The 22,731-nt window shown below is 73.8% G+C and carries 21 protein-coding genes; 10 read left to right on the top strand and 11 right to left on the bottom strand.

Annotation, left to right across the window (positions count from 1 at the left end):
• Positions 1-455 precede the first annotated feature (455 nt).
• Positions 456-1,127 carry a PadR family transcriptional regulator gene (locus ACFWA9_RS09955; RefSeq protein WP_380385112.1) on the top strand — a complete coding sequence of 224 codons (672 nt, stop codon included), beginning with the start codon at positions 456-458 and terminating at the stop codon, positions 1,125-1,127.
• Between the two features lie 39 nt (positions 1,128-1,166).
• Here ACFWA9_RS09955 and ACFWA9_RS09950 read toward each other — a convergent pair whose 3' ends face one another.
• A complete protein-coding gene (locus ACFWA9_RS09950) occupies positions 1,167-1,367 on the bottom strand; it encodes a hypothetical protein (protein ID WP_329487393.1) in 201 nt (66 codons plus the stop codon).
• Positions 1,368-1,393: 26 nt separating this feature from the next.
• The gene (locus tag ACFWA9_RS09945) at positions 1,394-1,624 is read right to left on the bottom strand and encodes a hypothetical protein (protein ID WP_380385109.1); all 231 of its coding nucleotides are present in this window, start codon (positions 1,622-1,624) and stop codon (positions 1,394-1,396) included.
• A 453-nt stretch (positions 1,625-2,077) separates the two neighbouring features.
• On the opposite strand from ACFWA9_RS09945, the gene ACFWA9_RS09940 reads away from it, so the two are divergent.
• Complete coding sequence (locus ACFWA9_RS09940; protein WP_352286933.1) at positions 2,078-2,779, top strand: bifunctional DNA primase/polymerase; 702 nt, start codon at positions 2,078-2,080, stop codon at positions 2,777-2,779.
• 22 nt (positions 2,780-2,801) lie between these two features.
• Here the strand turns inward: ACFWA9_RS09940 and map are convergent, their stop codons facing one another.
• Complete coding sequence (map, locus tag ACFWA9_RS09935; RefSeq protein ID WP_380385106.1) at positions 2,802-3,647, bottom strand: type I methionyl aminopeptidase; 846 nt, start codon at positions 3,645-3,647, stop codon at positions 2,802-2,804.
• A 105-nt stretch (positions 3,648-3,752) separates the two neighbouring features.
• On the opposite strand from map, the gene ACFWA9_RS09930 reads away from it, so the two are divergent.
• On the top strand, positions 3,753-3,977 hold the full coding sequence (locus tag ACFWA9_RS09930) for a hypothetical protein (protein WP_329487389.1): 225 nt from the start codon (positions 3,753-3,755) through the stop codon (positions 3,975-3,977).
• Positions 3,978-4,040: 63 nt separating this feature from the next.
• Here the strand turns inward: ACFWA9_RS09930 and ACFWA9_RS09925 are convergent, their stop codons facing one another.
• The 3 genes from ACFWA9_RS09925 to ACFWA9_RS09915 form a co-directional block, all read right to left on the bottom strand.
• The gene (locus ACFWA9_RS09925; protein ID WP_380385103.1) at positions 4,041-4,709 is read right to left on the bottom strand and encodes a GNAT family N-acetyltransferase; all 669 of its coding nucleotides are present in this window, start codon (positions 4,707-4,709) and stop codon (positions 4,041-4,043) included.
• A 100-nt stretch (positions 4,710-4,809) separates the two neighbouring features.
• Positions 4,810-6,141, bottom strand: a complete 1,332-nt coding sequence (locus ACFWA9_RS09920; protein WP_380385100.1) for an MFS transporter — start codon at positions 6,139-6,141, stop codon at positions 4,810-4,812.
• 90 nt (positions 6,142-6,231) lie between these two features.
• Positions 6,232-6,831: a hypothetical protein gene (locus ACFWA9_RS09915; RefSeq protein ID WP_329487386.1), complete on the bottom strand. Its 600-nt coding sequence runs from the start codon at positions 6,829-6,831 to the stop codon at positions 6,232-6,234.
• Positions 6,832-6,878: 47 nt separating this feature from the next.
• Here ACFWA9_RS09915 and npdG point away from each other — a divergent pair, with 47 nt between their 5' ends.
• On the top strand, positions 6,879-7,571 hold the full coding sequence (gene npdG, locus ACFWA9_RS09910; protein WP_329487384.1) for an NADPH-dependent F420 reductase: 693 nt from the start codon (positions 6,879-6,881) through the stop codon (positions 7,569-7,571).
• Positions 7,572-7,671: 100 nt separating this feature from the next.
• Positions 7,672-7,866, top strand: a complete 195-nt coding sequence (locus ACFWA9_RS09905) for a hypothetical protein (protein WP_329487383.1) — start codon at positions 7,672-7,674, stop codon at positions 7,864-7,866.
• 10 nt (positions 7,867-7,876) lie between these two features.
• Here the strand turns inward: ACFWA9_RS09905 and ACFWA9_RS09900 are convergent, their stop codons facing one another.
• Positions 7,877-8,692: a site-2 protease family protein gene (locus tag ACFWA9_RS09900; RefSeq protein WP_329487382.1), complete on the bottom strand. Its 816-nt coding sequence runs from the start codon at positions 8,690-8,692 to the stop codon at positions 7,877-7,879.
• A gap of 142 nt (positions 8,693-8,834) precedes the next feature.
• On the opposite strand from ACFWA9_RS09900, the gene ACFWA9_RS09895 reads away from it, so the two are divergent.
• Positions 8,835-12,224, top strand: coding sequence for a BTAD domain-containing putative transcriptional regulator (locus tag ACFWA9_RS09895; protein WP_380385095.1), 3,390 nt, complete (start codon positions 8,835-8,837; stop codon positions 12,222-12,224).
• Positions 12,225-12,273: 49 nt separating this feature from the next.
• Here ACFWA9_RS09895 and ACFWA9_RS09890 read toward each other — a convergent pair whose 3' ends face one another.
• The 3 genes from ACFWA9_RS09890 to panB all read right to left on the bottom strand — a co-directional run bounded on the left by ACFWA9_RS09890 (position 12,274) and on the right by panB (position 15,130).
• Positions 12,274-13,086: an ABC transporter permease gene (locus tag ACFWA9_RS09890; RefSeq protein ID WP_329487379.1), complete on the bottom strand. Its 813-nt coding sequence runs from the start codon at positions 13,084-13,086 to the stop codon at positions 12,274-12,276.
• Entirely contained in the window at positions 13,083-14,105 is a 1,023-nt protein-coding gene (locus ACFWA9_RS09885) for an ATP-binding cassette domain-containing protein (RefSeq protein WP_329487378.1), read from the bottom strand. Before ACFWA9_RS09885 ends, ACFWA9_RS09890 begins: the two co-directional genes overlap by 4 nt.
• A 155-nt stretch (positions 14,106-14,260) precedes the next feature.
• Complete coding sequence (panB, locus tag ACFWA9_RS09880) at positions 14,261-15,130, bottom strand: 3-methyl-2-oxobutanoate hydroxymethyltransferase (RefSeq protein WP_329487377.1); 870 nt, start codon at positions 15,128-15,130, stop codon at positions 14,261-14,263.
• 344 nt (positions 15,131-15,474) lie between these two features.
• On the opposite strand from panB, the gene ACFWA9_RS09875 reads away from it, so the two are divergent.
• The 3 genes from ACFWA9_RS09875 (at position 15,475) to ACFWA9_RS09865 (ending at position 19,376) form a co-directional block, all read left to right on the top strand.
• On the top strand, positions 15,475-17,103 hold the full coding sequence (locus ACFWA9_RS09875) for an MFS transporter (protein ID WP_380385090.1): 1,629 nt from the start codon (positions 15,475-15,477) through the stop codon (positions 17,101-17,103).
• A gap of 190 nt (positions 17,104-17,293) precedes the next feature.
• A complete protein-coding gene (locus ACFWA9_RS09870) occupies positions 17,294-17,926 on the top strand; it encodes a TetR/AcrR family transcriptional regulator (protein ID WP_380385087.1) in 633 nt (210 codons plus the stop codon).
• Between the two features lie 253 nt (positions 17,927-18,179).
• Positions 18,180-19,376: an endonuclease/exonuclease/phosphatase family protein gene (locus ACFWA9_RS09865; protein WP_380385084.1), complete on the top strand. Its 1,197-nt coding sequence runs from the start codon at positions 18,180-18,182 to the stop codon at positions 19,374-19,376.
• Positions 19,377-19,433: 57 nt separating this feature from the next.
• Here the strand turns inward: ACFWA9_RS09865 and ACFWA9_RS09860 are convergent, their stop codons facing one another.
• Complete coding sequence (locus ACFWA9_RS09860) at positions 19,434-21,188, bottom strand: NAD+ synthase (RefSeq protein WP_380385081.1); 1,755 nt, start codon at positions 21,186-21,188, stop codon at positions 19,434-19,436.
• Between the two features lie 150 nt (positions 21,189-21,338).
• Between ACFWA9_RS09860 and glnA the strand changes: the two genes are divergently transcribed.
• Positions 21,339-22,700, top strand: a complete 1,362-nt coding sequence (gene glnA / locus ACFWA9_RS09855) for a type I glutamate--ammonia ligase (RefSeq protein ID WP_329487371.1) — start codon at positions 21,339-21,341, stop codon at positions 22,698-22,700.
• Positions 22,701-22,731 lie beyond the last annotated feature (31 nt).

Below are 22,731 nucleotides of genomic sequence, written 5' to 3'. Positions count from 1 at the left end.
CCCCTCCTGCACCTTCCGGGTTTTCTCGGGGCCCTGGGGCGCACCGCCGGCCCATCGTCCCGCCGTGCGCCGGGGGTCCGCCGTGGTCCGCCCCCCCCCCCCCCCGGCGAGCGGGGCCGAACCGGCCGGCCCGGAGGGCCGACACCACGGTTGACGGCCCCCGCACCGGCCCGGGTTCACCGCCGGCGGGCCGCCCGCGACCGGCACCGGCCGCCCCGACTCCCGTGACAGTGCCGTCCGTTCACCGGCCCGTTCGCCGGTCCGGTCCGGTCCGGCCCCACGGTGACCGGGCGGCAGCGCGCCGGGAGACGTCCCGGCGGCGGTGGTCCGTCCCCGCCGGCCGGACACGCGGGTGGCCCAGTCGTCAACGATTGACGAGCGACAGTCAGCGATATATCGTCGAGCTATTGAGACAGTGACGTGAACACTGTCCGGTCCACCAGGAGGTGAGCGCGATGCGCTCCGGAACGCGATACGGGAAAGAGGGTCCGCGCGGCGGTCGGCGCCGCGGGCGGGGCCCGGAGTTCGGGGAGTTCCCCGGTGAGGGCGGAGAGGGCCGTGGGGCGTTCGGCGCGTTCGGGCCGCCGTTCGGCGGCGGTCCCGGGCGGCCGCCGGGCGGGCCGTTCGGCCACGGCTTCGGCGGGCACGGCGGGCGCGGGCACGGTCCGCGCGGCCGGCGCGGCGGGCGGGCCCGGCGCGGGGACGTGCGGGCCTCGCTGCTCGCGCTGCTCAAGGAACGGCCGATGCACGGCTACGAGATGATCGCGGAGATCGCCGAGCGGACGGGCGGGGCCTGGCGGCCGAGCCCGGGCTCGATCTACCCCAACCTCCAACTGCTGGAGGAGGAGGGCCTGATCACCGCCGAGGAGGTGGGCGGCAAGCGACTGGTCTCGCTGACCGAGGCCGGCCGGGCCGAGGCCGAGGCCGGGCCCGCCGAGCCGTGGGCGGAGGCCGGCCGGGAGGTCGACTGGGAGGCCGTCCACGAGGTCGGCCAGGCGCTCGGCGCGGTCGACCAGGCGATCCGGCAGGTGATGGCGACGGGGACGGAGGCGCAGCGCGCCAGGGGCCTCGCGGTGCTCAACGAGGCCCGCAAGAAGCTCTACCTGATCCTCGCCGAGGATGCCTGACCGCCCGAGGGGGCCGGGGACGGCGGACGGTGCCGCCGCTCAGCCGCGGACGGCGAACAGTGCCACGCAGGCGAGCAGCAGCACCGTCCAGCCGAACCAGAGCCAGGCGTTCGGCCCGAGCGCCGCGCTGTAGAGGCTGACCACCACCAGCAGGGCGGCGGTGACCACCGCGACCTGCCGGTTGTGCTGCGTCACGGCCTGCGGCCGACGCCGGGTGCGGGTCCGTACGGTCTTCGCCATCGCCGTCCTCCCGGGGGGAGCGGCCGTCACCCGGAGGTGCGGGCGGTGGCCGTCTCGTCGTACTCGTAGCGCCAGGACCAGCGGAGGCCCCGCTGCTCCTTGACCCGGACGTACACCAGTGTGCGCGCGGGAGTCTCCCCGTGCGCGGGGACCGGCACCTTGTAGGTCTTGGGCACGCCGTACATCGGCCCCAACGGGATCGGGAGGATCCGGCCGTCCAGGGGGCCGCCGACGAATTCGGTGTCCGCGCTCTTCACCCCACCAGGGTCTCACCCCGCCGCGGCGGACCGGCGGGCGACCGGTGGGCGACCGCGGACAGGGCGGTACGGCGGTGCGGGGAGGCACTGTGAGGGCCGGGTGCCGGGAGTGTGACCGGAGAGGCACCGCCCCCGGTCATCCGAAGGGCCCGCGCACCCTTATCCTTCCTGTTACGCCCTCGGGGTTCACCCGGGTCAGCGGGCCCCGTACGGGCCGGGTGAGGCGCACAGCGGTGTGCCCGCCGGGCCGCCGAGCCGCAGTCTCTGTACTGCCGCGACTCCGTGCCGTGACCCGGGCGTCGGCCGTCCGGCAACCCCGGCTCCGGCCGACGGGGCGCGGACAGCAGGGCCGAGCACCGTCCCGGGAAGCAGCGGGGGGCGCTGTGCGTTGCGTCGGAGTGGTACGTCGAATGCTGTGTCACACCAGGCACGGCAATGCGCGGAAGGGGCCCGATGGAAGCCGGCAGCAGGTGGACGACCTGGTGGCAGAAGCGTGAACGTCAGCGGGCCCGGTCGGCCGACGCGGACAGCCCCGCCGCCAGACTGGATCAGCTGCTGGGCGCCGTGCGCGCCGGCTTCCCGCTCGCACCCGCCGCCCATCCGGCCGGCTACCGCTGTTCCTGCGACCGGGTGGCCTGTCCGGCCCCCGCGCAGCACCCGGTCTCCTTCGCCTGGCAGACCCAGGCGACCACCGAGCCGGAGCAGGTCGCCCGCTGGCTCTCGCGGGACCCACTGGCCAACTTCATCACCGCCACCGGCCGCGCCCACGACGTCCTGGACGTCCCGGCCGAGGCCGGCCGGCTGGCGCTGGAGCGGCTCGCGGCGCAGGGCGTCGAGGGTCCGGTCGCCGCCGTCGGCGAGGACCGCTACCTCTTCTTCACCGCCACCAGGGGCACCCCGGTGGACGAGGACGAGTGGTGGCCTAGCGCGCTGGACTCCACGCCGGACACCATGTCCGAGCACCCCGGTCTGCGCTGGCACTGCCGCGGCTCGTACACCCTGCTGCCGCCGGCCGCGCTGCCGGACGGCTCGCAGGTGCGCTGGCTCCGCGGGCCCGAGCAGCCGCTGCCGGATCCGCTGCGCGTCCTGGACGTGCTCACCGACGCCTGCACCGAGGTGGGCGCGGTCGCCGAGGAGCAGTGGCTGATCGGCTAGCGCGCCCACCCGGGGGAGCGGGCTACGGCAGGGTGAGGACCTCGGCGCCGTCGGCGGTGACGACCAGCGTGTGCTCGAACTGGGCGGTCCGCTTGCGGTCCTTGGTGACGACCGTCCAGCCGTCGGCCCAGATCTCGTAGTCGTAGGTGCCCAGGGTCAGCATCGGCTCGATGGTGAAGGTCATCCCCGGCTTGATCACCTCGGTGGCCCGCTCGCTGTCGTAGTGCGGGACGATCAGGCCGGAGTGGAACGACGTGTTGATGCCGTGCCCGGTGAAGTCCCGCACCACGCCGTAGCCGAAGCGCTTCGCGTAGGACTCGATGACCCGGCCGATCACGTTGATCTGCCGGCCGGGCTTGACCGCCTTGATCGCCCGGGCGAGCGACTCCCGGGTGCGCTCCACCAGCAGCCGGGACTCCTCGTCCACGTCGCCGCAGAGGTAGGTGGCGTTGAGGTCGCCGTGCACCCCGTGGATGTACGCGGTGGCGTCGATGTTGACGATGTCGCCGTCCTGCAGCACGGTCGAGTCGGGGATGCCGTGGCAGATCACCTCGTTGATCGAGGTGCAGATCGACTTGGGGAAGCCCCGGTAGCCGAGGTCGGACGGGTAGGCGCCGTGGTCGCACATGTAGGTGTGGGCGACGGCGTCCAGCGCGTCGGTGGTGACGCCCGGCGCGATCAGCTTGGCGGCCTCCGCCATCGCCCGGGCGGCGATCCGGCTCGCGATCCGCATCTTCTCGATGGTCTCGGCGGTCTGCACCTCGGGCCCGGTGTACGGCGCCGGCGCGGGCCGTCCGACGTACTCGGGGCGAGCGATGTGCGCCGGGACCTTGCGGGTGGGGGACTGGATGCCGGGTACGAGAGCCATGGTCGCGAGTCTATCCGTCGGTCCCCGGCCCTCCGGGGGTGTGCGGGACGGGCGGCCGCGCGCGATGATCAGTGACGACAGGCCCATCGAACGGGAGTGACCGCCATGCCCCTGGGATTCCACCGCAAGCCGACCGGACTGCCGGGCGAGTGGTTCTACTGCATCAAGCACGCCAAGGTGGAGGAGGGGCCGGAGTGCCCCGCCAAGGACCGTCTCGGCCCGTACGCCAGCCGTGAGGAGGCGGCCCACGCGCTGGAGACCGCCGAGGAGCGCAACCGGGAGTGGAAGAACGACGACGAGCGCTTCGACGGACGGCCGACCGAGGGCTGACCCCGCGACCGGCGCTGCCCCGCCCCTGGCCCGCCACCGCGGCGGGGCAGGGGCGGCGCCGTGTCAGGCGCCCTGCGGGCCGACGTACTTGGCGCTGGTCAGCGGGGCGAGCACCCGCCAGCCCAGCGTGCTGTACAGCGCGCGCCCGTCCGGCGTCCCGGCCAGCACCCCGGTCTGGGCGCCCCGGTCGTGCGCCGCGTTCGCCAGCGCCCGCATGACCAGCGAGCCGAGGCCCTTGCGGCGGTGCTCGGCGGAGGTCTCGATCTGGTCCGCGACGGCGGTCGCGCCGCAGACGCCGATCTGGCCGCGGGCCGCCAGTGCGCCGTCCTCGGCGGTGACCAGGGCGCGGACGACCTCGCCGCGGGCCCAGGTGCGCAGCTGGTAGCCCGCGGGGGCGGTGAGCCCGGGGGCGGGGGCCAGCCGGATGGTCATCAGGTAGGCCGGCTCGTCGTCGACCCACCAGTCGGGTCCGAGCCAGGGGGCGACGACGGCGGGCTCCGCGAAGACCTTGAGCCACGTCCCCCGGGCGCGCACCGCGTCGGCGACCTTGCGGACGTCGGCCTCCCGTACGGCGTCCCCGGTGGCGTCCAGGACGTGCCGGGTCACGTGGTCGGTGAGGCCGACGTCGACGGTGTAGCCCCAGGGCTCCACGATCGGCGGCGCGGCCGACCGCGACACGACCCAGCCGTCCACCCAGCTCCGTACGACGTTCTCCGCCGTGATCTCCAGCATGGCCACCCTCCGCTCGCCGGACGTCAACGGAGTTCAGAGTAATAGTCTCAAGCCGTCTGTGTCACTTACTTTCTCGGAACGTGGCACCGGCCCGGGCCGGTCAGACCGCCGCCCGGGCCCGTGCCTCCTCGGCCTTCGCGTGCTCGGCGCGCACCGCCGCCGCGTGCGGGTCGGTGCGGTCGTCGTACGAGAGCAGCCGGGGCAGCGCGGCGGCGAGCGCCAGCACGCCGACCACGCAGGCCACACCGCCGGCCCAGACCGAGGCCCGGACGCCGACCAGGCCGGCCATCCCGCCCGCCCGGACCTGGCCGAGCTGCGGGCCGACCGAGTAGCTGAGCAGCTCGACACCGGCCATCCGGCCGCGCACCTCGTCGGGGATGGACTGGTTCCACATGGTCGAGCGGGCGATCCCGCTGATCTGGTCGGCCCCGCCGGCCAGGGCGAGGCAGAGCAGCACCGGCCAGACGGCGCCGCAGAGACCGGCCAGGGCCATCGCCCCGCCCCAGCCGAGCGCGGCCACCACCAGCAGCCGGCCGTGCCGGTGGACCCGGGACGTCCAGCCGCTGGTCGCCGAGACCGCCAGCGCGCCCACCGCCGAGGCCGCGTACATCGGGCCGAGCGCCCAGTCGGCGCCCAGCTCCGAGGCCAGGAAGGGGAAGATCGCCACCGGGAAGGCGAACAGCATCGCGCAGACGTCGATCGCGTAGGTGCCCAGCAGGTCCTTGCGGCTCCAGGCGTAGCGGACCCCGGTCAGGACGGCCCGCACGGACGGCTTCTCGGCGCCGGTGGGCGGCGGCACCGCGCGGATCCGGGCGAGCAGCAGCAGCGAGGCGCCGAAGGTGAGCACGTCCAGCGCGTAGGCGGTCTGGACCCCGGCGAAGGCCACGATGATCCCGGCCAGCGCCGGGCCGGCCACCGAACCGGCGTTGCGGTAGAGGGAGTTGAGCGCGAACGCGGCGGTGAGCTGGTCGTGCGGGACGATCCGCGGGGTCAGCGAGTCCAGGGCCGGGCGCTGCAGGCCGTCGGTCGCGGCGACCAGGGCGGCCACCAGGTAGACCGGCCAGAGCACCGGCGTCGGCAGCAGCGCGTTGATCAGCAGCAGACCGGTGAGCAGGCCGAGCCCGGCCTCCGAGAACAGCACCAGCTTGCGCCGGTCCAGCGCGTCGGCCAGGGCGCCGCCCCAGAGGCCGAAGACGATCAGCGGCACCAGCTCGAAGGCGCCGACCAGGCCGACCGCGAAGGAGGAGCCGGTGAGGTCCTTGATCTGCATCGGCACGGCGACGTAGGTGAGGAAGCTGCCGAGGCTGGTGATGCAGCCCGAGAGCCAGAGCAGCCGGAAGTCCCGGGAGGAGTGCCAGGGTGCCAGGTCGGGGCGCAGGGAGGTCAGCAGTGTCCGGACTCGCCCGGACGGAGGTGGTTCGGCGTCGTTCACGAACGACCATCCTCGGCGCCGCCCCCTCGAGGCCGCAACGGATTTTCGCCCGTCCCGCCGCCTCGGGCGCCGTCTGCCCCCGCCCCGCCGCTACCAGCGGCTGAGCCCCGGCCCCGAGCCGAGCCGCCCGGCCAGCGCCGCCAGCCGGCCGAGCGCGCCGCGCCGGGCCGGGGCCTGCCCGGCGGCGGCGCTGACCAGGTGCTGCGCGAGGTCGAACGGCTCCTCCTCGCCGGTGCCGACCGCCAGCCGCTCGTGCGCCAGCCCCGCCAGCTCGCCCCGCTCGGCGGGGCCGTCCAGGGCGAGCACGGTCGCCCCGCCCCGCCGCGCGTCGTGGACCCGTTCGAGCAGCGGCGCCCCGGCCGCCGTGGGCGCCACCACCAGCACCGTCGCCCCGCGCCCGGCCTCGGTCAGCCGCCGCAGGCCGTGCGCCAGATGGGCCGGCGCCCGAGCGGGCACCCGGTGCCGCAGCAGGGTCGGCGCCAGCCGGGGGACGTCGGACCAGGCCGCCTCGTCGTCCAGATGGGCGGCCAGGTGCCAGGGCTCGTACTCCTCGGTGCCGACCAGCAGCAGCGCGCCCGCCCCGCGCCGGGAGACGGCGTGGCGCAGCGAGCCGGCGAAGCCGCCGACCGCCTCCAGCCAGCCCGTGCCGGTCAGCCGCTCGCGGAGTGCCGAAACTCTCACCTCGTCCATGGGCCACAGAATGTCGCGGCGGGCCGGGCGTTTGGCAGGATCGGCCCATGACTTCCCTCGATTCAGCGACAAACCCGGCCCACGAGCTGCCGGACGTCTCGCAGCTGGTGGTCGGTGTCCTCGGTGGCACCGGCGACCAGGGGCGGGGGCTCGCCCACCGGCTCGCCAAGGCCGGCCAGCAGGTGATCATCGGTTCCCGCGACGCGGCCCGCGCCGAGGCCTCGGCGGCCGAACTCGGCCTCGGCGTGCGCGGCGCCGACAACGCGACCACCGCGCGCGAGAGCGACATCGTGATCGTCGCGGTGCCCTGGGACGGGCACGCCGCCACCCTCACCGCCCTCCGCGAGGAGCTGGCCGGGAAGATCGTGGTGGACTGCGTCAACCCGCTCGGCTTCGACAAGCAGGGCGCGTACGCGCTGGTGCCGGAGGAGGGCAGTGCCGCCCAGCAGGCCGCCGCGCTGCTGCCGGACTCCCGGGTCACCGCCGCCTTCCACCACCTCTCGGCGGTGCTGCTCCAGGACGAGTCGGTCGAGCGGATCGACACCGACGTGATGGTGCTGGGCGACGAGCGGGCCGCCACCGACCTGGTCCAGGCGCTGGCCGCCCGGATCCCCGGGATGCGCGGCATCTTCGCCGGCCGGCTGCGCAACGCCCACCAGGTGGAGTCCCTGGTCGCCAACCTGATCTCGGTCAACCGCCGCTACAAGGCCCACGCGGGCCTGCGGATCACCGACGTCTGACCGGCGCCGGGGCGCGCCGATCTCACCCCCGGGCCCGGCCCGGGGGTGAGATCGGCGAGAATGGGGGCCGACCGTCACCCGGCCCTAGGAGCCCCCCGCCATGCCCCGCACGTCCCTCTTCGCCTCGATCGTCGTCGTCCTCGCGCTGGCCGCAGCCGTGGTCTCCCTGGTGCGGGGCGACTGGGTGGGCCTGGTCTGGATCCCGCTGGCCGGCGTGGCCAGCAACGTCCTCTGGCTGAACCTGCGCCGGGCGAAGCTGGCGAAGGCCGCGGCCGAGCGCGCCGCGGCCTCCTGAAGCCGGCCGGCTAGTTCTTCCAGAAGGTGAACAGGTCGTGGCCGACCTGGGCGTACAGCCGGTCGACGCCGAGCAGGTCCATCACGCCGTAGACGGCCTCGAAGAAGTAGTGGTTCACCTCGGGCTGCCAGAGCAGCGCGAAGATCGCCAGCATCCCGTACGGGGCGAACGGCTCGACCGCCCGGCGGGCCTTGTGGGACAGCCAGGGCTCGATGATCCCGTAGCCGTCCAGACCCGGCACCGGCAGCAGGTTCAGCAGGGTCGCGCTGAGCTGCAGCATGCCGAGGAAGCCCAGGGCCAGCGCCAGCGGCGACACGCTCAGCTCGTAGCCGTTCCAGACCGCGTGCACCTCGGTGCCGTCCAGCCAGCCGGCGCCCACCGGGACCAGGATCAGCACCGCGGCCGCGAGGTTCACCAGCGGGCCGGCCGCCGAGATCAGGCTGTGCTTGAGCCGCCCGTTGATCCGGTGCCGCTCGATCCAGACCGCCCCGCCGGGCAGGCCGATGCCGCCGAGCAGCACGAAGACGATCGGCAGCACGAAGCTGAGCAGCGCGTTCGCGTACTTGAGCGGGTTGAGCGTGAGGTAGCCCTTGGCGCCGACGGTGATGTCGCCGCCGTGCAGGGCGGTGCGGGCGTGCGCGTACTCGTGCAGGCAGAGCGAGACCATCCAGCCCGCCACCACGAACAGGAAGATCCCGAACCGGGCGTTGCCGTAGCCCGCGTAGACCGCCCAGCCGGAGGTCGCGAGGGTGGCCAGCATGGCCCAGAACACCGGGCTGATCCGTCGGTCCTCGCGGCGCGAGCGCTGCGTTGCGGCGAAGGTCATGACGTGGTCGCTCCGGAGGTCTGGGGTGCGGGCAGGGGACCGATCATGCCCGGCGGGTCCGTTGCCGGACAAGCCGTCCCCGGTGAACGTCCGGAGCAGCCGTCCCGGTTCCGGTCTCCGGGGCCGGCCCGGAAATGCGTGCGTGGCACGACCCTTCATCGACCAGAATGGGCGGGTGCACTACGGCATCCTCGGTACCACCACCGCCCACCACGACGACGGCACGCCGGTCCCGCTCGGCGGTGCCCGGCTGCGGGCGCTGCTCGCCGCGCTGGTCCTGCGGCAGGGACGGCCGGTGCCGGCCGACCTCCTGGTGGACGAGGTGTGGGACACCGAGCCACCGCAGGACTCCTCCGCCGCGCTGCAGACCCTGGTCGGCCGGCTGCGCCGCACCGTCGGCCGCGACCAGGTCGGCTCCGGCCCGGCCGGCTACTGGCTGACCGAGCCGCGGACGGACCTGGGCGACTTCCAGCGGCTGGCCGGCGAGGGCCGCCGGGCGCTGGAGGAGGCCGACCACGCGCTGGCCGCCGAGCGGCTGCGCGCCGCCCTGGCGCTCTGGCGCGGACCGGCCCTCGCCGACCTCCCCGACCGCGGCGGCCCCGCCACCCGGCTGGAGGCCCAGCGGGACGAGGCCCGCCGGCACCGGATCACCGCCGACCTCGGCCTCGGCCGGGCCGCCGAACTCACCGCCGAACTCGCCGAGCTCTGCGAGCGGCAGCCGCTGGACGAGCCCCTGCAGTACCTGATGATCCGGTCCCTGCACGAGAGCGGGCGCACCGCCGAGGCGCTGCGTCACTACGAGCGGACCAGGCACGCCCTGGCGGACGAGCTCGGCGCCGATCCGGGCCGCCGCCTCCAGGACCTGCACGCCGAACTGCTGGCCCCGGTCGGGGCGCCAAGGCCGTCCGGGCCGCCGGCTCCCGAGCAGGCACCGCCGGCGGCGCCGACCCGCGGCGCGGGCAATCTGCGCGGCCGGCTCACCAGCTTCGTCGGCCGGGAGGACGACCTCGGCGCACTGCGCACCGCCCTGGCCGGCAGCCGGCTGGTCACCCTGACCGGCCCCGGCGGCTCCGGCAAGACCAGGCTCTCGATCGAGGCCGGCCGCGTCGAGCAGGCCGCCGGCCACTGGCCGGACGGCGTCTGGCTGGCCGAACTCGCCCCGCTGGAGAGCCCGCTCGCCGTCCCGGCCGCGGTGGTCTCCGCGCTCGGGCTGCGCGAGACGCTGCTGCACACCGGCAGCCTGGTCGCCGAGGCGCTGGAGAGCCGCGCGGAGGATCCGCTCCGCCGGCTGGTCGAGTACTGCGGCCACCGCCGGATGCTGCTCGTGCTGGACAACTGCGAGCACCTGATCCAGGCCGCCGCCGACCTCACCGACCAACTGCTCGCCGAGTGCCCCGGCCTCACCGTCCTCGCCACCAGCCGCGAACCGCTCGGTGTCCCCGGGGAGAGCGTCCTGCCGGTCGAGCCGCTGCCCGACCCGGTCGCGCTGCGGCTGCTCGTCGAGCGCGCCGCCGCCGCCCGCCCGGGCTTCGACCCGCAGAGCGATCCGGCCGCCTGTGCCGAGATCTGCCGCCGGCTGGACGGCCTGCCGCTCGCCATCGAACTGGCCGCCGCCCGGCTGCGGGTGATGACGGCCCGCCAGATCGCCGACCGGCTGGACGGCCGCTTCGGGCTGCTCACCGGCGGCAGCCGCACCCTGCTGCCCCGTCAGCAGACCCTGCGCGCGGTGGTCGACTGGAGCTGGGACCTGCTGGGCAAGCAGGAGCGGGCGGTGCTGCGCCGGCTCTCGGTCTTCGCCGGCGGCTGGCGGCTGGAGGACGCCGAGGCGATCTGTGCCGACGAGGCCGAGGTGCCCCGCGAGGAGGTCGCGGACGCCCTGCTCTCGCTGGTCGACAAGTCGCTGCTGGTGGCCGACCTGGGCGGCGAGGGCCTGCCCCGCTACCGGATGCTGGAGACCATCCACGAGTACGCCACCGAGCGGCTGGCCGAGGCGGCCGAGCGGAGCGAGACCGGGCGCCGGCACGTCGAGCACTTCCGCGAGCTGGTCCGGACCGCCGAACTGCGCCTGCACGGACCGGAGCAGCTGACCTGGCTGGCGGTGCTGGAGCGGGAGCAGGAGAACATCCGGGCGGCGCTGCGGCGGGCGGTCGACCGCGGCGACGAGCACGAGGCGCTGGTCCTCGTGCTCGGCATGAGCTGGTACTGGTCGCTGCGCGGCTTCGGGCTGGAGGCCCGGGAGTGGTACGAGGCGGTGGCCGCGCTCGGCCCGGACCCGTTCGACCCGGCCACCCTGCCGCTGCGGCCGCTGGAGCGGCCGGTGCTGGAGTACGGCATGCCGCTGCCGCCGAGGGTGGCCGAGGAGGCCCGCCGCGAGGTGGTGATGTACCGGCTGGTCGGGCTCTTCGAGGGCAACCTGGAGGTGCTCGGCGACCCGGAGGCGCTGCGGCTCTCCCGGAACCTGCTCGACGCGTACACCCCGGACCTCCCGCAGGCCTACCGGTTCCCGGGCCTGATGCGGGTGTTCGGGGCCTTCCTGGCCGGCAAGCTGGAGCTGCTGCGCGACCTGCTGAACGACGCGGTGGACGGCTGCCGCGTGCACGGCAGCGACAACGACCTGGCGTTCATCCTGCAGATCCGGGCCAAGATGATGAACGACTGGCCCGGCGGGATGGAGCAGTCCCTGCGCGACGGCGAGGAGTCGCTGGAGCTGTTCCGGCGCTGCGGCGACCGGTGGGGGATGTCCCAGGCCTACGCGGCCCGCGGCGAGTCGATGTCCAACGAGGGCCGGTCCGAGGAGGCCGTCGTCGCGTACGAGCGCGCCATCGAGCTGGCCGAACTGCTGGGCGCCCCGCAGGAGGTGCCGATGCTGCAGGTACAGCTCGGCGGGGCGATGCTCGGCATCGACCTCGACGCCGGCGAGCGGCACATCCGGGAGGCCCTGGCCTCGGTCGAGCCGGGCGAGAGCCACGCGGCCAACGGCGCGCTGCTCTTCGGGCACCTGATGCTCTGCGCGGTGCACGCCCAGCGCGGTGAGTTCGACGCCGCGCTGCGCGAGCTGGACCAGCTGAGCGGGACCAAGGTGGGCGGCTTCGCCCCCGGCCTGGTCGGCGGGCTGCTGACGGTCACCCGGGGCTGGATGGTGGCCCGTTCCGGGGATCCGGACCGCGGGATGGAACTCCTGCGGGAGGGGCGGCGGTTGCTGCGCGAGCTGACGGACACCACGAGCGGTTTCGCGGAGCAGATGTCCGTGATGATGGTGCTCCCGGCGGTCGGTGTCCTGTGGGCCTACGCCGAGCGGGACGACGACGACGAGGCGGCCCGCCGGGCGGCGGTCCTGCTCGGCGCGCACGTCGGTCTGACCGGGCCCAAGGGCGGCTACCTGGAGCGGGTGGAGAGCGAGCGGACCGAGGCGGGCCTGCGGGCCCGGCTGGGTGAGGACGCCTTCGCCGAGGCCCGCGCGCTGGGCGCCTGCCGCTCGATCGCCGAGGCGAACGCGCTGCTGGAGCGGATGATCGACTGGCCGGCCGGCTGACCCCCCGTCCCAGGGGTCGGCCGGCCGGCGGACCAGGTGGTGCGGGCCCTCAGGTCCGCTTGCGGAACCGGGCCACCGCGAGCGGCGCGAAGACCGCGGTGATGCCGATCGACCAGCCGAGCACGATGAGCACCGGGTGGGCCACCGCGCCCTCGCCGTTGAGCAGCGCGCGGCAGGCGTCGGCGAGCGCCGAGAGCGGGTTCACCTTGGTGAAGGACTGCAGCCAGCCCGGCATGGTGTCGGTCGGCGCGAAGATCGAGCTGCCGAACTGCATCGGCATCAGGACGAGCATGGACACTCCCTGGACGGCCTGGGCGCTCTTCATCGCCATGCCGAGCAGCATCGAGATCCAGACGATCGACATGCCGAAGACCAGCGAGAGGCCGACCGCGGCCAGCGCCTCCAGCGGTCCGGTCTTCACCTCGAAGCCGAGGATCAGCGCGAAGCCGATCAGGATGGCGAAGGAGACCAGCGCCCGGCAGGTCTCCGCGGCGATCTTGGAGAGCAGGACGGCGGAGCGTCCGATCGGCAGGGTGCGGAAGCGGTCCATCACCCCGGTCTGGAAGTCGCTGTTCAGACCGGTGCCGACGGCCATCGCCAGGGTGAGGCCGGTCTGCCCGAGCAGACCGGGGATCATGTACTGCTTGTACGCGTCCTGGCCGCCGGAGATCGCCCCGCCGAAGACGTAGACGAAGAGCACGGTGAAGATGATCGGCATCAGCACCGCGTCGAACATCGACTCCGGGTCCGCCTTGATCCGCATCAGGTTGCGGCGGGTCAGCGCCCCGATGTGCCGGAAGGTGCCGGCCAGGCCGATCCGGGTGTCCTCCACCCGGGCGGGGGCGAGCGTTGCGGTGGTCATGCGACGGGCTCCTTGGCGAGGCTCGGGGCGGCGGCCGCGACGGTCGCGGGCTTGCCGGTGATGGTGAGGAAGACCTCGTCCAGGCTGGGGACCAGGGTGTCGATGCCGGCGATGGCGAAACCGCGGGTCCCGAGCACCCCGACCACGGCGGTCAGCTGCGCCTCGTCGGTGATCGGGACCGACAGCAGGCCGGTGTCGGCCGAGACGGTGGCCCCGGCGATGCCGCTCTCGCGCAGGCAGCGGGCCATCTCGGAGAGTTCGCCCGGGTGCGCCGGGCGGACCTGCAGGGTCTGGCCGCCGACCTGGGCCTTGAGCTCGGCCACCCCGCCGGAGGCGATCACCCGGCCGCGGTCGATCACGGTCAGCTCGTTCGCGAGCTGCTCGGCCTCCTCCATGTACTGGGTGGTGAGCAGCACGGTGGTGCCCTCGCCGACCATCCGCTGCACCTCGTCCCAGACCTCGTTGCGGGTGCGCGGGTCCAGGCCGGTGGTGGGCTCGTCCAAGTAGAGGACCCGGGGCCGGCCGATCATGCTGGCGGCCAGGTCGAGGCGGCGGCGCATGCCGCCGGAGTAGGTCTTGGCGACGCGCTTGGCGGCCTCGGTGAGCGAGAAGCGCTCCAGCAGCTCGGTGGCGCGGGCCTTGGCGTCCTTGCGGGAGAGGTCCAGCAGCCGGCCGATCAGGTAGAGGTTCTCGTAGCCGGAGAGCATCTCGTCGACGGAGGCGTACTGGCCGGTCAGGCCTATCGTGCGGCGCAGTTGCTTGGGCTGGCGCAGCACGTCGTAGCCGCCGACGAAGGCCGTGCCGGCGTCCGGCTTGATCAGCGTGGAGAGGACCCGGACGAGGGTGGTCTTGCCGGCGCCGTTCGGGCCGAGCACGCCGAGCACGGTGCCCTCGCGGACGGTGAGGTCGACACCGTCGAGTGCCTTGGTCGCGCCGTAGTGCTTGACGATGCCGCGCACCTCTACGGCATTGCCCGCGGCGGGCCCCCGGTCGTTCGGGGCAGTGGCGATTCGTGTCATGCCCCCAGACTGTCCGACCCCACTGACAGTCTGCTGTCACGGTGTGCCCGGGCCCGGGCGGCCCGCTGTCATCCCGCTGTCGCGGTGCTCCCGGTGCGGCGTCCCGGGCACGGGTGGGGCCCCGCTCCGAGCGGAGCGGGGCCCGTACCGGCCGGTCAGTGGAAGGTGTGCTCCGGGGCCGGGAAGGCGCCGGACTGCACGTCGGCGGCGAACTCGCGGGCGGCCTCGCCGAGGACGGCCCGCAGGTCGGCGTACTGCTTGACGAACTTCGGGACCCGGCCCGCCGTCATGCCGGCCATGTCCGTCCAGACCAGCACCTGCGCGTCGGTGTCCACCCCGGCGCCGATGCCGACGGTCGGGATCGCCAGCTGCTCGGTGACCTGGGCGGCCAGCTCGGCGGGGACGGCCTCCAGGACGACGGCGAAGGCGCCGGCCTGCTGGACGGCCTTGGCGTCGCGCAGCATCCGGTGCGCCGCCTCGTCGCCGCGGCCCTGGACGGGGTAGCCGCCGAAGGCGTGCACGGACTGCGGGGTGAGGCCGATGTGGGCCATCACCGGGATGCCGGCCTCGACCAGCAGCTCGATCGACCGGGCGCTGCGCTCGCCGCCCTCCAGCTTGACCGCGCCGACCCCGGCGTCCTTCATCAGCCGGACGGCGTTGTGCATGGCCTGCGCGGGGGACTCCTGGTAGGAGCCGAAGGGCAGGTCGGCGACGATCATGGCGCGCTTGGTGCCGCGGACGACGGCGGCGGAGAGCATCACCATCTGATCCATGGTCACCGGCACGGTGGTCTCGTAGCCGAGGTGGCAGTTGGCCGCCGAGTCGCCGACCAGCAGGACGGGGGTGCCGGCCTCGTCGAAGACGCCCGCGGTGAGGGCGTCGTAGGCGGTGAGCATCGACCACTTCTCGCCGCGCTGCTTGGCGGCGGCGAGGTCGCGGACGGTGACGCGGCGGTTGGTGACCCCGCCGTAGAGGGTCGCGGTCGACGCCTGGTTCTGGGCAGGCGAAGGCGAAGAAGCGTTCATCGAACAGGCTCCTGAAGGGTTGTCGTCTCGTGGCGCCGTGTGGCGTCCCCGGATCCCCTCCATGCTTGCACGCCCCGGCGCGGGCGCAAAGAGGCGTGCCCGGACCGCGCTGCGATCTAGGGCACACCGGCCGGGCGCCCGGTGCGGCACCCGGCCCGGCCGACCGACGCGGCCCGACCCGGTGCGGCTCGCCGCGCCGGCCCGGCGCCGAGCCTTTGCCCGAGCTTTACGAAACGGATTCGTCTCGTATCGAAAGTCGCGCTAGGGTGATCGCGGGGGTTACGAGACGCACACGACTCGCAAATGCCCGCCAGTGACACGCCACCACGGACGGGAAGACCGCAATGACCACCGCAGCCGCGCCACCTCGGGTGCCGGAAGCCATCCACCGCCGACGCTGGGCGATCCTGTGCACCCTGGTGCTCGCCCTCCTCGTCGTCGTCCTCGACAACTCGATCCTGAACGTCGCGATGAAGACCATCGCGTCACCCGCGCCCACCGGGCTCGGCGCCAGCCAGAGCGACCTGGAATGGTCGATCAACTCGTACACCCTGGTCTTCGCCGGGCTGCTGTTCACGGCGGGCCTGCTCGGTGACCGGTTCGGCCGCAAGCGCGCCCTGCTGGCCGGCATGGTGGTCTTCGGGATCGCCTCGCTGCTCTCCGCGATGGCCGCCTCGCCGGGTGAACTCATCGGCTACCGCGCGCTGATGGGGGTCGGCGGCGCGCTGGCGATGCCCGCCACGCTCGCCATCATCATGAACGTCTTCGAGCGCGCCGAGCAGCCCAAGGCGATCGGCATCTGGGCCGGCGCGGTCGGCCTGGCCATCGCGATCGGCCCGATCACCGGCGGCCTGCTGATCGAGCACTTCTGGTGGGGCTCGGTCTTCCTGATCAACGTCCCGATCGTGGTGGTCGCCGTGATCGCGATGGTGCTGCTGGTGCCCGAGTCCAAGGACCCGAACCCGGGCCGGCTCGACCCGGTCGGCGTGCTGCTCTCGATCATCGGCCTGGTCGCGCTGATCTTCGGCATCATCAAGGGCGGCGAGCTGGCCGACTTCACCTCCCCGGAGGCCTGGGGGCCGGTGCTGGTCGGTGTGGTCGCGCTGGTCGCCTTCGTCTGGTTCGAGCGCCGCACCGCGTACCCGGCGCTGGACATCAGCTGGTTCCGCAACAAGGTGTTCAGCGCCTCCGTGGTCGTCGTCGGCGTGGTCTTCTTCGCGCTGATGGGCGTCTCCTTCTTCGGCGTCTTCTACACCCAGAGCGTGCGCGGCTACAGCGCGCTGCAGGCCGGCCTGCTGATGCTGCCGCTGGCCGCCGCCCAGCTGCTGTTCGCCCCGCGGGCCCGGCTGGTGGTGGACCGCTTCGGCGTCCGCGCCACCTGCGCCGGCGGCATGGCCCTGATCGCGATCGGCTTCCTCGGCTACCTGCTGCTCGACGTCGACACGCCGATCTGGGTGCTGGTGGTCCTCGGCCTGCTGATGGGCAGCGGCATGGCGCACGTGATGCCGCCGGTCACCGTCGCGATCATGGGCTCGCTGCCGCGCGAGAAGGCCGGTGCCGGTTCGGCGATCAACAACACCTTCCGCCAGGTCGGCGGCTCGCTCGGGGTGGCCGTGCTCGGCGCGGTGCTCTCCACCGTCTACCGCAACGGGATGTCCGACCAGCTGGACAAGCTGCCGGCCGGCGCGCTGCGGGAGAAGGCCGGTGAGTCCCTGGAGGCCACCATGGCCGTGGCCGGCCGGCTCGGGCCGCAGGGCGCCGAGCTGATCGGCCCGGCGAACGCCTCCTTCATCGACGCCATGCACGTGGTGGCCGGCCTCTCGGCCGGAGTCACCGCGGTCGGCGCACTGCTCGCCTGGTTCCTGCTCCCCGGCCGGATCACGGCGGGCGGCCCCGGCGGCGCGCCGGGGGACGCACCCGCCCCGGCGAAGGCGGCCGGCCCCGTGCGGGAGACCGAAGCGGCCGACGCCTGACCGGTCGCGGTCGGCCGGACCCCGGCTGAGCTGCGGCCGAGCTGAGCGAGAATGGGCCCCTGGCCGCCCGGACCCGTCCGGGCGGCCGGGGCCATGTGCGTACGGCGGCTTCCACCGGGCCGGAGTGCGGACGACAATCGGTACTGGAACGGCGCCGCGCGCCCGCGACCATCGAGGGAGACCAGCGGGGATGAAGACGGACACCACGGTCGCGCCGGACTGCACGAGCCCGCGGCGGGGCCGCCCGCGCAGCGAGGCGGCCGAGCAGGCCATTTTCACCGCCGTCGAGGAGCTCATGGCGGCCGGCAGCAGTCTGGCCGAGCTGACCATCGAGGGCATCGCCACCGCCGCCGGCGTCGGCAAGGCCACCATCTACCGGCGCTGGCCCAACAAGGAGGCCCTGCTGGTCGACATGGTCAGCCGGCTGGAGGCGCCCGTCCCGGAGACCACCGGCGGCGCCGTCCGGGACGACCTGATCGCGATGGTCGAGTACATGCGCATCCGCGGCCTCGCCAAGCGCTCCCGCTGGGTGCTCAAGGCCGCGCTCAGCCAGATGCACAGCTGGCCCGAGCTGCACGCGGCCTACCGGGAACGGGTGATCGGGCCGCGCCGGGTGATGGCGCGCGACCTGATCCGCCGGGGCGTCGCCGAGGGCGTGCTCCGGGGCGACCTCGGCGAGGAACTCCTCGCCGACCTGCTGATCGGTCCGATCCTCACCCGCAGCATCCTGTGGGAGGAGTCCGACCTCGACGATCCCGGGCTCGCCACCACGATGATCGACGCGATGCTCCAGGGCCTGGCCGGCCCGGCCGCCCGCGACTGACCCGCCCCGCCGCGCTCCGCCGCGACCGGCCCGCCGCGACCGACCTGCCGCGGGGGCCTCCGTGCGGCTCCCCGGCGTGGCCTGGCTCACCAAACCGGGCCACGCCGGAACCCGCTCCCCGGAGCCCGCGTCTGTCCCGGCATAGGCTGAGCCGGGAATCCGATCAAACCGGCACCAGTCCGGCACCGTGCCCGCCCTCCGGCGGGGTCGCGCGTCGGACCGGCAGACGGCACGAACGAACGGGAGCCACGGGATGGCGCAGGCGGACTGGACGGACCGGACGGCACCGGCGGCGGGAGGCGGGGCCCCGGCCACCGCCGGGAGCACCGGCACCGGCACCGGCCCGGACGGCACCGGTAGCCCCGGTGGCGCCGGTGACCTCGGCGGCCCCGGCCCCGGCCTCGGCGGTCCCGGTGGCCTCGGCGGTCCCGGGCCCGGTGGTCCGGGGGGTGCCGGCCGGTCCGGGTCCGGTGCCGGGTTCCTCGGCCTGCGCGGCTGGGGCCGGGACGCCCGGGGCAGCAACCCCTGGCCGCGCGGCCTGCTCCTCGCCGCCCTCGCCCTGCTCGCCGCCGCCCTGCTGGCCTTCCACGCCGAGGTGCCCAACACCGTCGGCAACCTCGGCAGCCTGCTGGAGACCTTCCTGCCCTGGGTCGGCCTGGCCGTACCCGTTCTGCTGGTGCCGGCCCTGCTGCGCCGCTCCGCCACCGCGCTGATCGCGCTGCTGCTGCCGGTGGTGATCTGGTTCAACATGTTCGGCGGGCTGCTCAGCGACAAGAGCGGCGGCGCCGGGGACTGGACGGTGGTCAGCCACAACGTGGCCGCCGCCAACACCGACCCGCAGCGCACGGTGCAGCTGCTCAAGGACTCGGGCGCCCAGATCGTCGCGCTCCAGGAGCTGGCCGGCCGGCCGCTGCGCGCCTACGAGACCGGGCTGGCCGACAGCTACCCGTACCACGCGGTGGAGGGTACGGTCGGGCTCTGGTCGAAGTACCCGATCAGCGGCGTCTCGGTGGTGGACATCAAGATGGGCTGGACCAGGGCCTTCCGCGCCCAGGTCGGCACCCCGCAGGGCCCGGTCGCGGTGTACGTCGCGCACCTGCCGTCCGTCCGGCTGAAGGCCGAGGGCGGCTTCACCGTCAACCAGCGGGACGCCAGTGCCCAGGCCCTGGGTGACGCGATCGAGGCCGAGTCGCTGAAGAAGGTGCTGCTGCTCGGTGACCTCAACGGCACCATGAACGACCGCAGCCTGGCGCCGGTCACCTCGCAGATGCGCTCGGCCCAGGGCGCGGCCGGTGACGGCTTCGGCTTCAGCTGGCCGGCGTCCTTCCCGATGGCCCGGATCGACCAGATCATGAGCAAGGGCGGTCTGAAGCCCACCGACTCCCGCACCCTGGGCCACGACGGCAGCGACCACCTCGCGATCGCGGCCACCTACCGCTACCAGGGGTGACCACCGGCGGCCGGGACCGGCCGGCCGGCGATCAGCCGCGGCGCCGGCGGTCGGTGATCAGCCCCGGCGCCAGCGGTTGGTGATCGGCAGCCGGCGGTCCCGGCCGAAACCCTTGGCGGAGATCTTCGGGCCCGGCGGGTACTGCCGGCGCTTGTACTCGGCGGTGTCGACCAGCCGCACCACCCGGTCGACCACCGCCGGGTCGAAGCCCGCCGCCACGATCGAGTCCCGGCCCTCGTCGCCCTCGACGTAGCGGCTGAGCACGGTGTCCAGCAGGTCGTAGTCGGGGAGCGAGTCGGTGTCCACCTGGTCCGGCCGCAGCTCGGCGGACGGCGGCTTGTCGATGGTGTGCTCCGGGATCGGCGCCGGCTCGCCGCGCCGCGCGGCCTCCTCGTTGCGCCAGCGGGCGAGCCGGAAGACCAGCGACTTGTAGACGTCCTTGATCGGTCCGAACGCGCCGACCGAGTCGCCGTACAGCGTGGAGTAGCCGACCGCCAGCTCGCTCTTGTTGCCCGGCGCGAGCACCAGGTGGCCCTCCTGGTTGGAGATCGCCATCAGCAGCGTGCCGCGCAGCCGGGACTGCAGGTTCTCCTCGGCCAGGCCGGTCAGCTCGGTGGCCGCCAGGTAGGCGTCGACCATCGGCGCGATCGACACCGTCCGCAAGTGCAGGCCGGTCCGGCGGGCCAGCTCGGCGGCGTCGTCCCGGGAGTGCTGGGAGGAGTACCGGCTCGGCATCGAGACGCAGTGCACGTTCCCGGCCCCCAGCGCGTCCACCGCGATGGCCGCCACCAGCGCGGAGTCGATGCCACCGGAGAGGCCGAGCAGCACCGAGCGGAAGCCGTTCTTGCGCACGTACGCCTCGGTGCCGGAGACCAGCGCGGCCCAGATCTCGGCCTCGTCCGAGATCCTGGGCGCCACCTCGGCCCGGAGCGGCGCGGCGGGCGCGGGCAGCGGCTCGCCGCCCAGTTCGCGGCGGACCAGGTGCAGGCCGTCGGCGAGCAGCAGCCCGTCGGTGTGGTCGCTGCTCGCGGCCGGCAGGTCGAGGTCGAGGACGAGCAGGTGCTCCGCGAACTGCGGCGAGCGGCCCAGCACCCCGCCGTCCGCGCCGACCACGATCGAGTCGCCGTCGAAGACCAGCTCGTCCTGGCCGCCGACCATGTTGACGTAGGCCAGCGCGCAGCCCGCCTCGGCGGCGCGCCGCCGGACCAGTTCCAGCCGGGCGTCGTCCTTGTTCCGCTCGTAGGGCGAGCCGTTGAGCACCAGCAGCAGGCCGGCCCCGGCCTCGCGGGCGGCGCTGACCCGGCCGCCGTCCTGCCAGATGTCCTCGCAGATCGCGAGCGCCACGTCCACCCCGTGCAGCCGCAGCACCGGCAGCTGGTCGCCGGGGACGAACCAGCGGTACTCGTCGAACACCCCGTAGTTGGGCAGGTGGTGCTTGGCGAACCGGGTGACCACCCCGCCGCGGTGCAGCACCGCGGCGCAGTTCTGCGGCGACCCGGCCGGGCGGCCGAACCGCGGTGAGGCCTGGTCGGACCGGCCCAGGTAGCCGACCACGACCGGCACCTCGCCCAGCCCCTCGCCGGCCAGCCGCGCGGCCAGGGCGACCAGCGCGGACCGGGAGGCCTCGACGAAGGAGCGGCGTAGGGCGAGGTCCTCCACCGGGTACCCGGTCAGGGCCATCTCGGGGAAGGCGATCAGCCGGGCACCGGCCTCGACGGCCTGGGCCGTCCGGCGTACCACCTCGTCCGCGTTGCGGTCGAGATCACCGACCCAGGGGTCGGTCTGGCACAGGGCGAGACGGAGAGTGGGCATGCCGTGAGTCTAATCGTCAATCTGACGCGATGTCGCGTCCGAGGGTTGCCACTGCCCTCGGCGGCCGCGATCCGCCATGATGGGGACAGTCGCTTTCGGGTGGTTTCCGGGCGTAACACGAACGTAAAGAGCAGAGGTGAGACTGTCCCCATGGGCAAGCAGCAGGAGTTCGTGCTCCGGACGCTCGAAGAGCGTGACATCCGTTTCGTCCGACTGTGGTTCACCGACGTGCTCGGGTTCCTGAAGTCGGTCGCGGTGGCGCCAGCGGAGCTGGAGCAGGCCTTCGAGGAGGGCATCGGCTTCGACGGGTCGGCGATCGAGGGCTTCGCCCGCGTCTACGAGTCCGACATGATCGCCAAGCCGGACCCGACCACCTTCCAGATCCTGCCCTGGCGCTCGGAGACGCCCGGGACGGCCCGGATGTTCTGCGACATCCTGATGCCGGACGGCTCCCCGTCCTTCGCCGACCCGCGGTTCGTGCTCAAGCGCACCCTGGAGAAGGCCTCCGAGCTCGGGTTCACCTTCTACACCCACCCCGAGATCGAGTTCTTCCTGCTGAAGAACCTGCCCGGCGACGGCACCGCGCCGATCCCCGCCGACCAGTCCGGCTACTTCGACCACACCCCGCGCGGGGTGGGGCACGACTTCCGCCGCCAGGCGATCACGATGCTGGAATCGATGGGCATCTCGGTGGAGTTCTCCCACCACGAGGGCGCGCCCGGGCAGCAGGAGATCGACCTGCGCTACGCCGACGCGCTCTCCACCGCCGACAACATCATGACCTTCCGTCTGGTCATGAAGGAGGTCGCGCTGGAGCAGGGCGTGCACGCCAGCTTCATGCCGAAGCCGTTCTCCGACCACCCCGGCTCGGGGATGCACACCCACCTCTCGCTCTTCGAGGGGGACCGCAACGCGTTCCACGAGTCCGGCGCGGAGTACCAGCTCTCCAAGGTCGGCCGCTCCTTCATCGCCGGACTGCTCAAGTACGCCGCCGAGACGGCCGCCGTCACCAACCAGTGGGTCAACTCCTACAAGCGGATCTGGGGCGGCTCGCAGCGCACCGCGGGCGCCGGCGGCGAGGCGCCGTCGTACATCTGCTGGGGCCACAACAACCGCTCGGCCCTGATCCGCGTCCCGATGTACAAGCCCGGCAAGCAGGGTTCCACCCGGATCGAGGTCCGCTCGCTGGACACCGGCTGCAACCCCTACCTCGCCTACGCCGTCACCCTCGCGGCCGGCCTCAAGGGCATCGAGGAGGGCCTCGAACTCCCGCCCGGCGCGGACGACGACGTCTGGGCGCTCACCGACGCGGAGCGCCGCGCCCTCGGCATCCAGCCGATGCCGCAGAACCTCGGCGAGGCCATTGACCTGATGCAGCGCAGCGAGCTGGTCGCCGAGACCCTCGGCGAGCACGTGTTCGACTTCTTCCTCCGCAACAAGCGCCAGGAGTGGGAGGAGTACCGCTCCGAGGTCACCCCCTTCGAGCTGCGGAAGAACCTCCAGGTGCTGTAGCCGCAGGTCAGCGCGGTTACCAGGGTGGGTG

The sequence above is a fragment of the Kitasatospora sp. NPDC059973 genome (assembly GCF_042737525.1).
Lineage (GTDB): Bacteria > Actinomycetota > Actinomycetes > Streptomycetales > Streptomycetaceae > Kitasatospora.
This window is presented reverse-complemented; position numbering and strand designations above follow the sequence as displayed.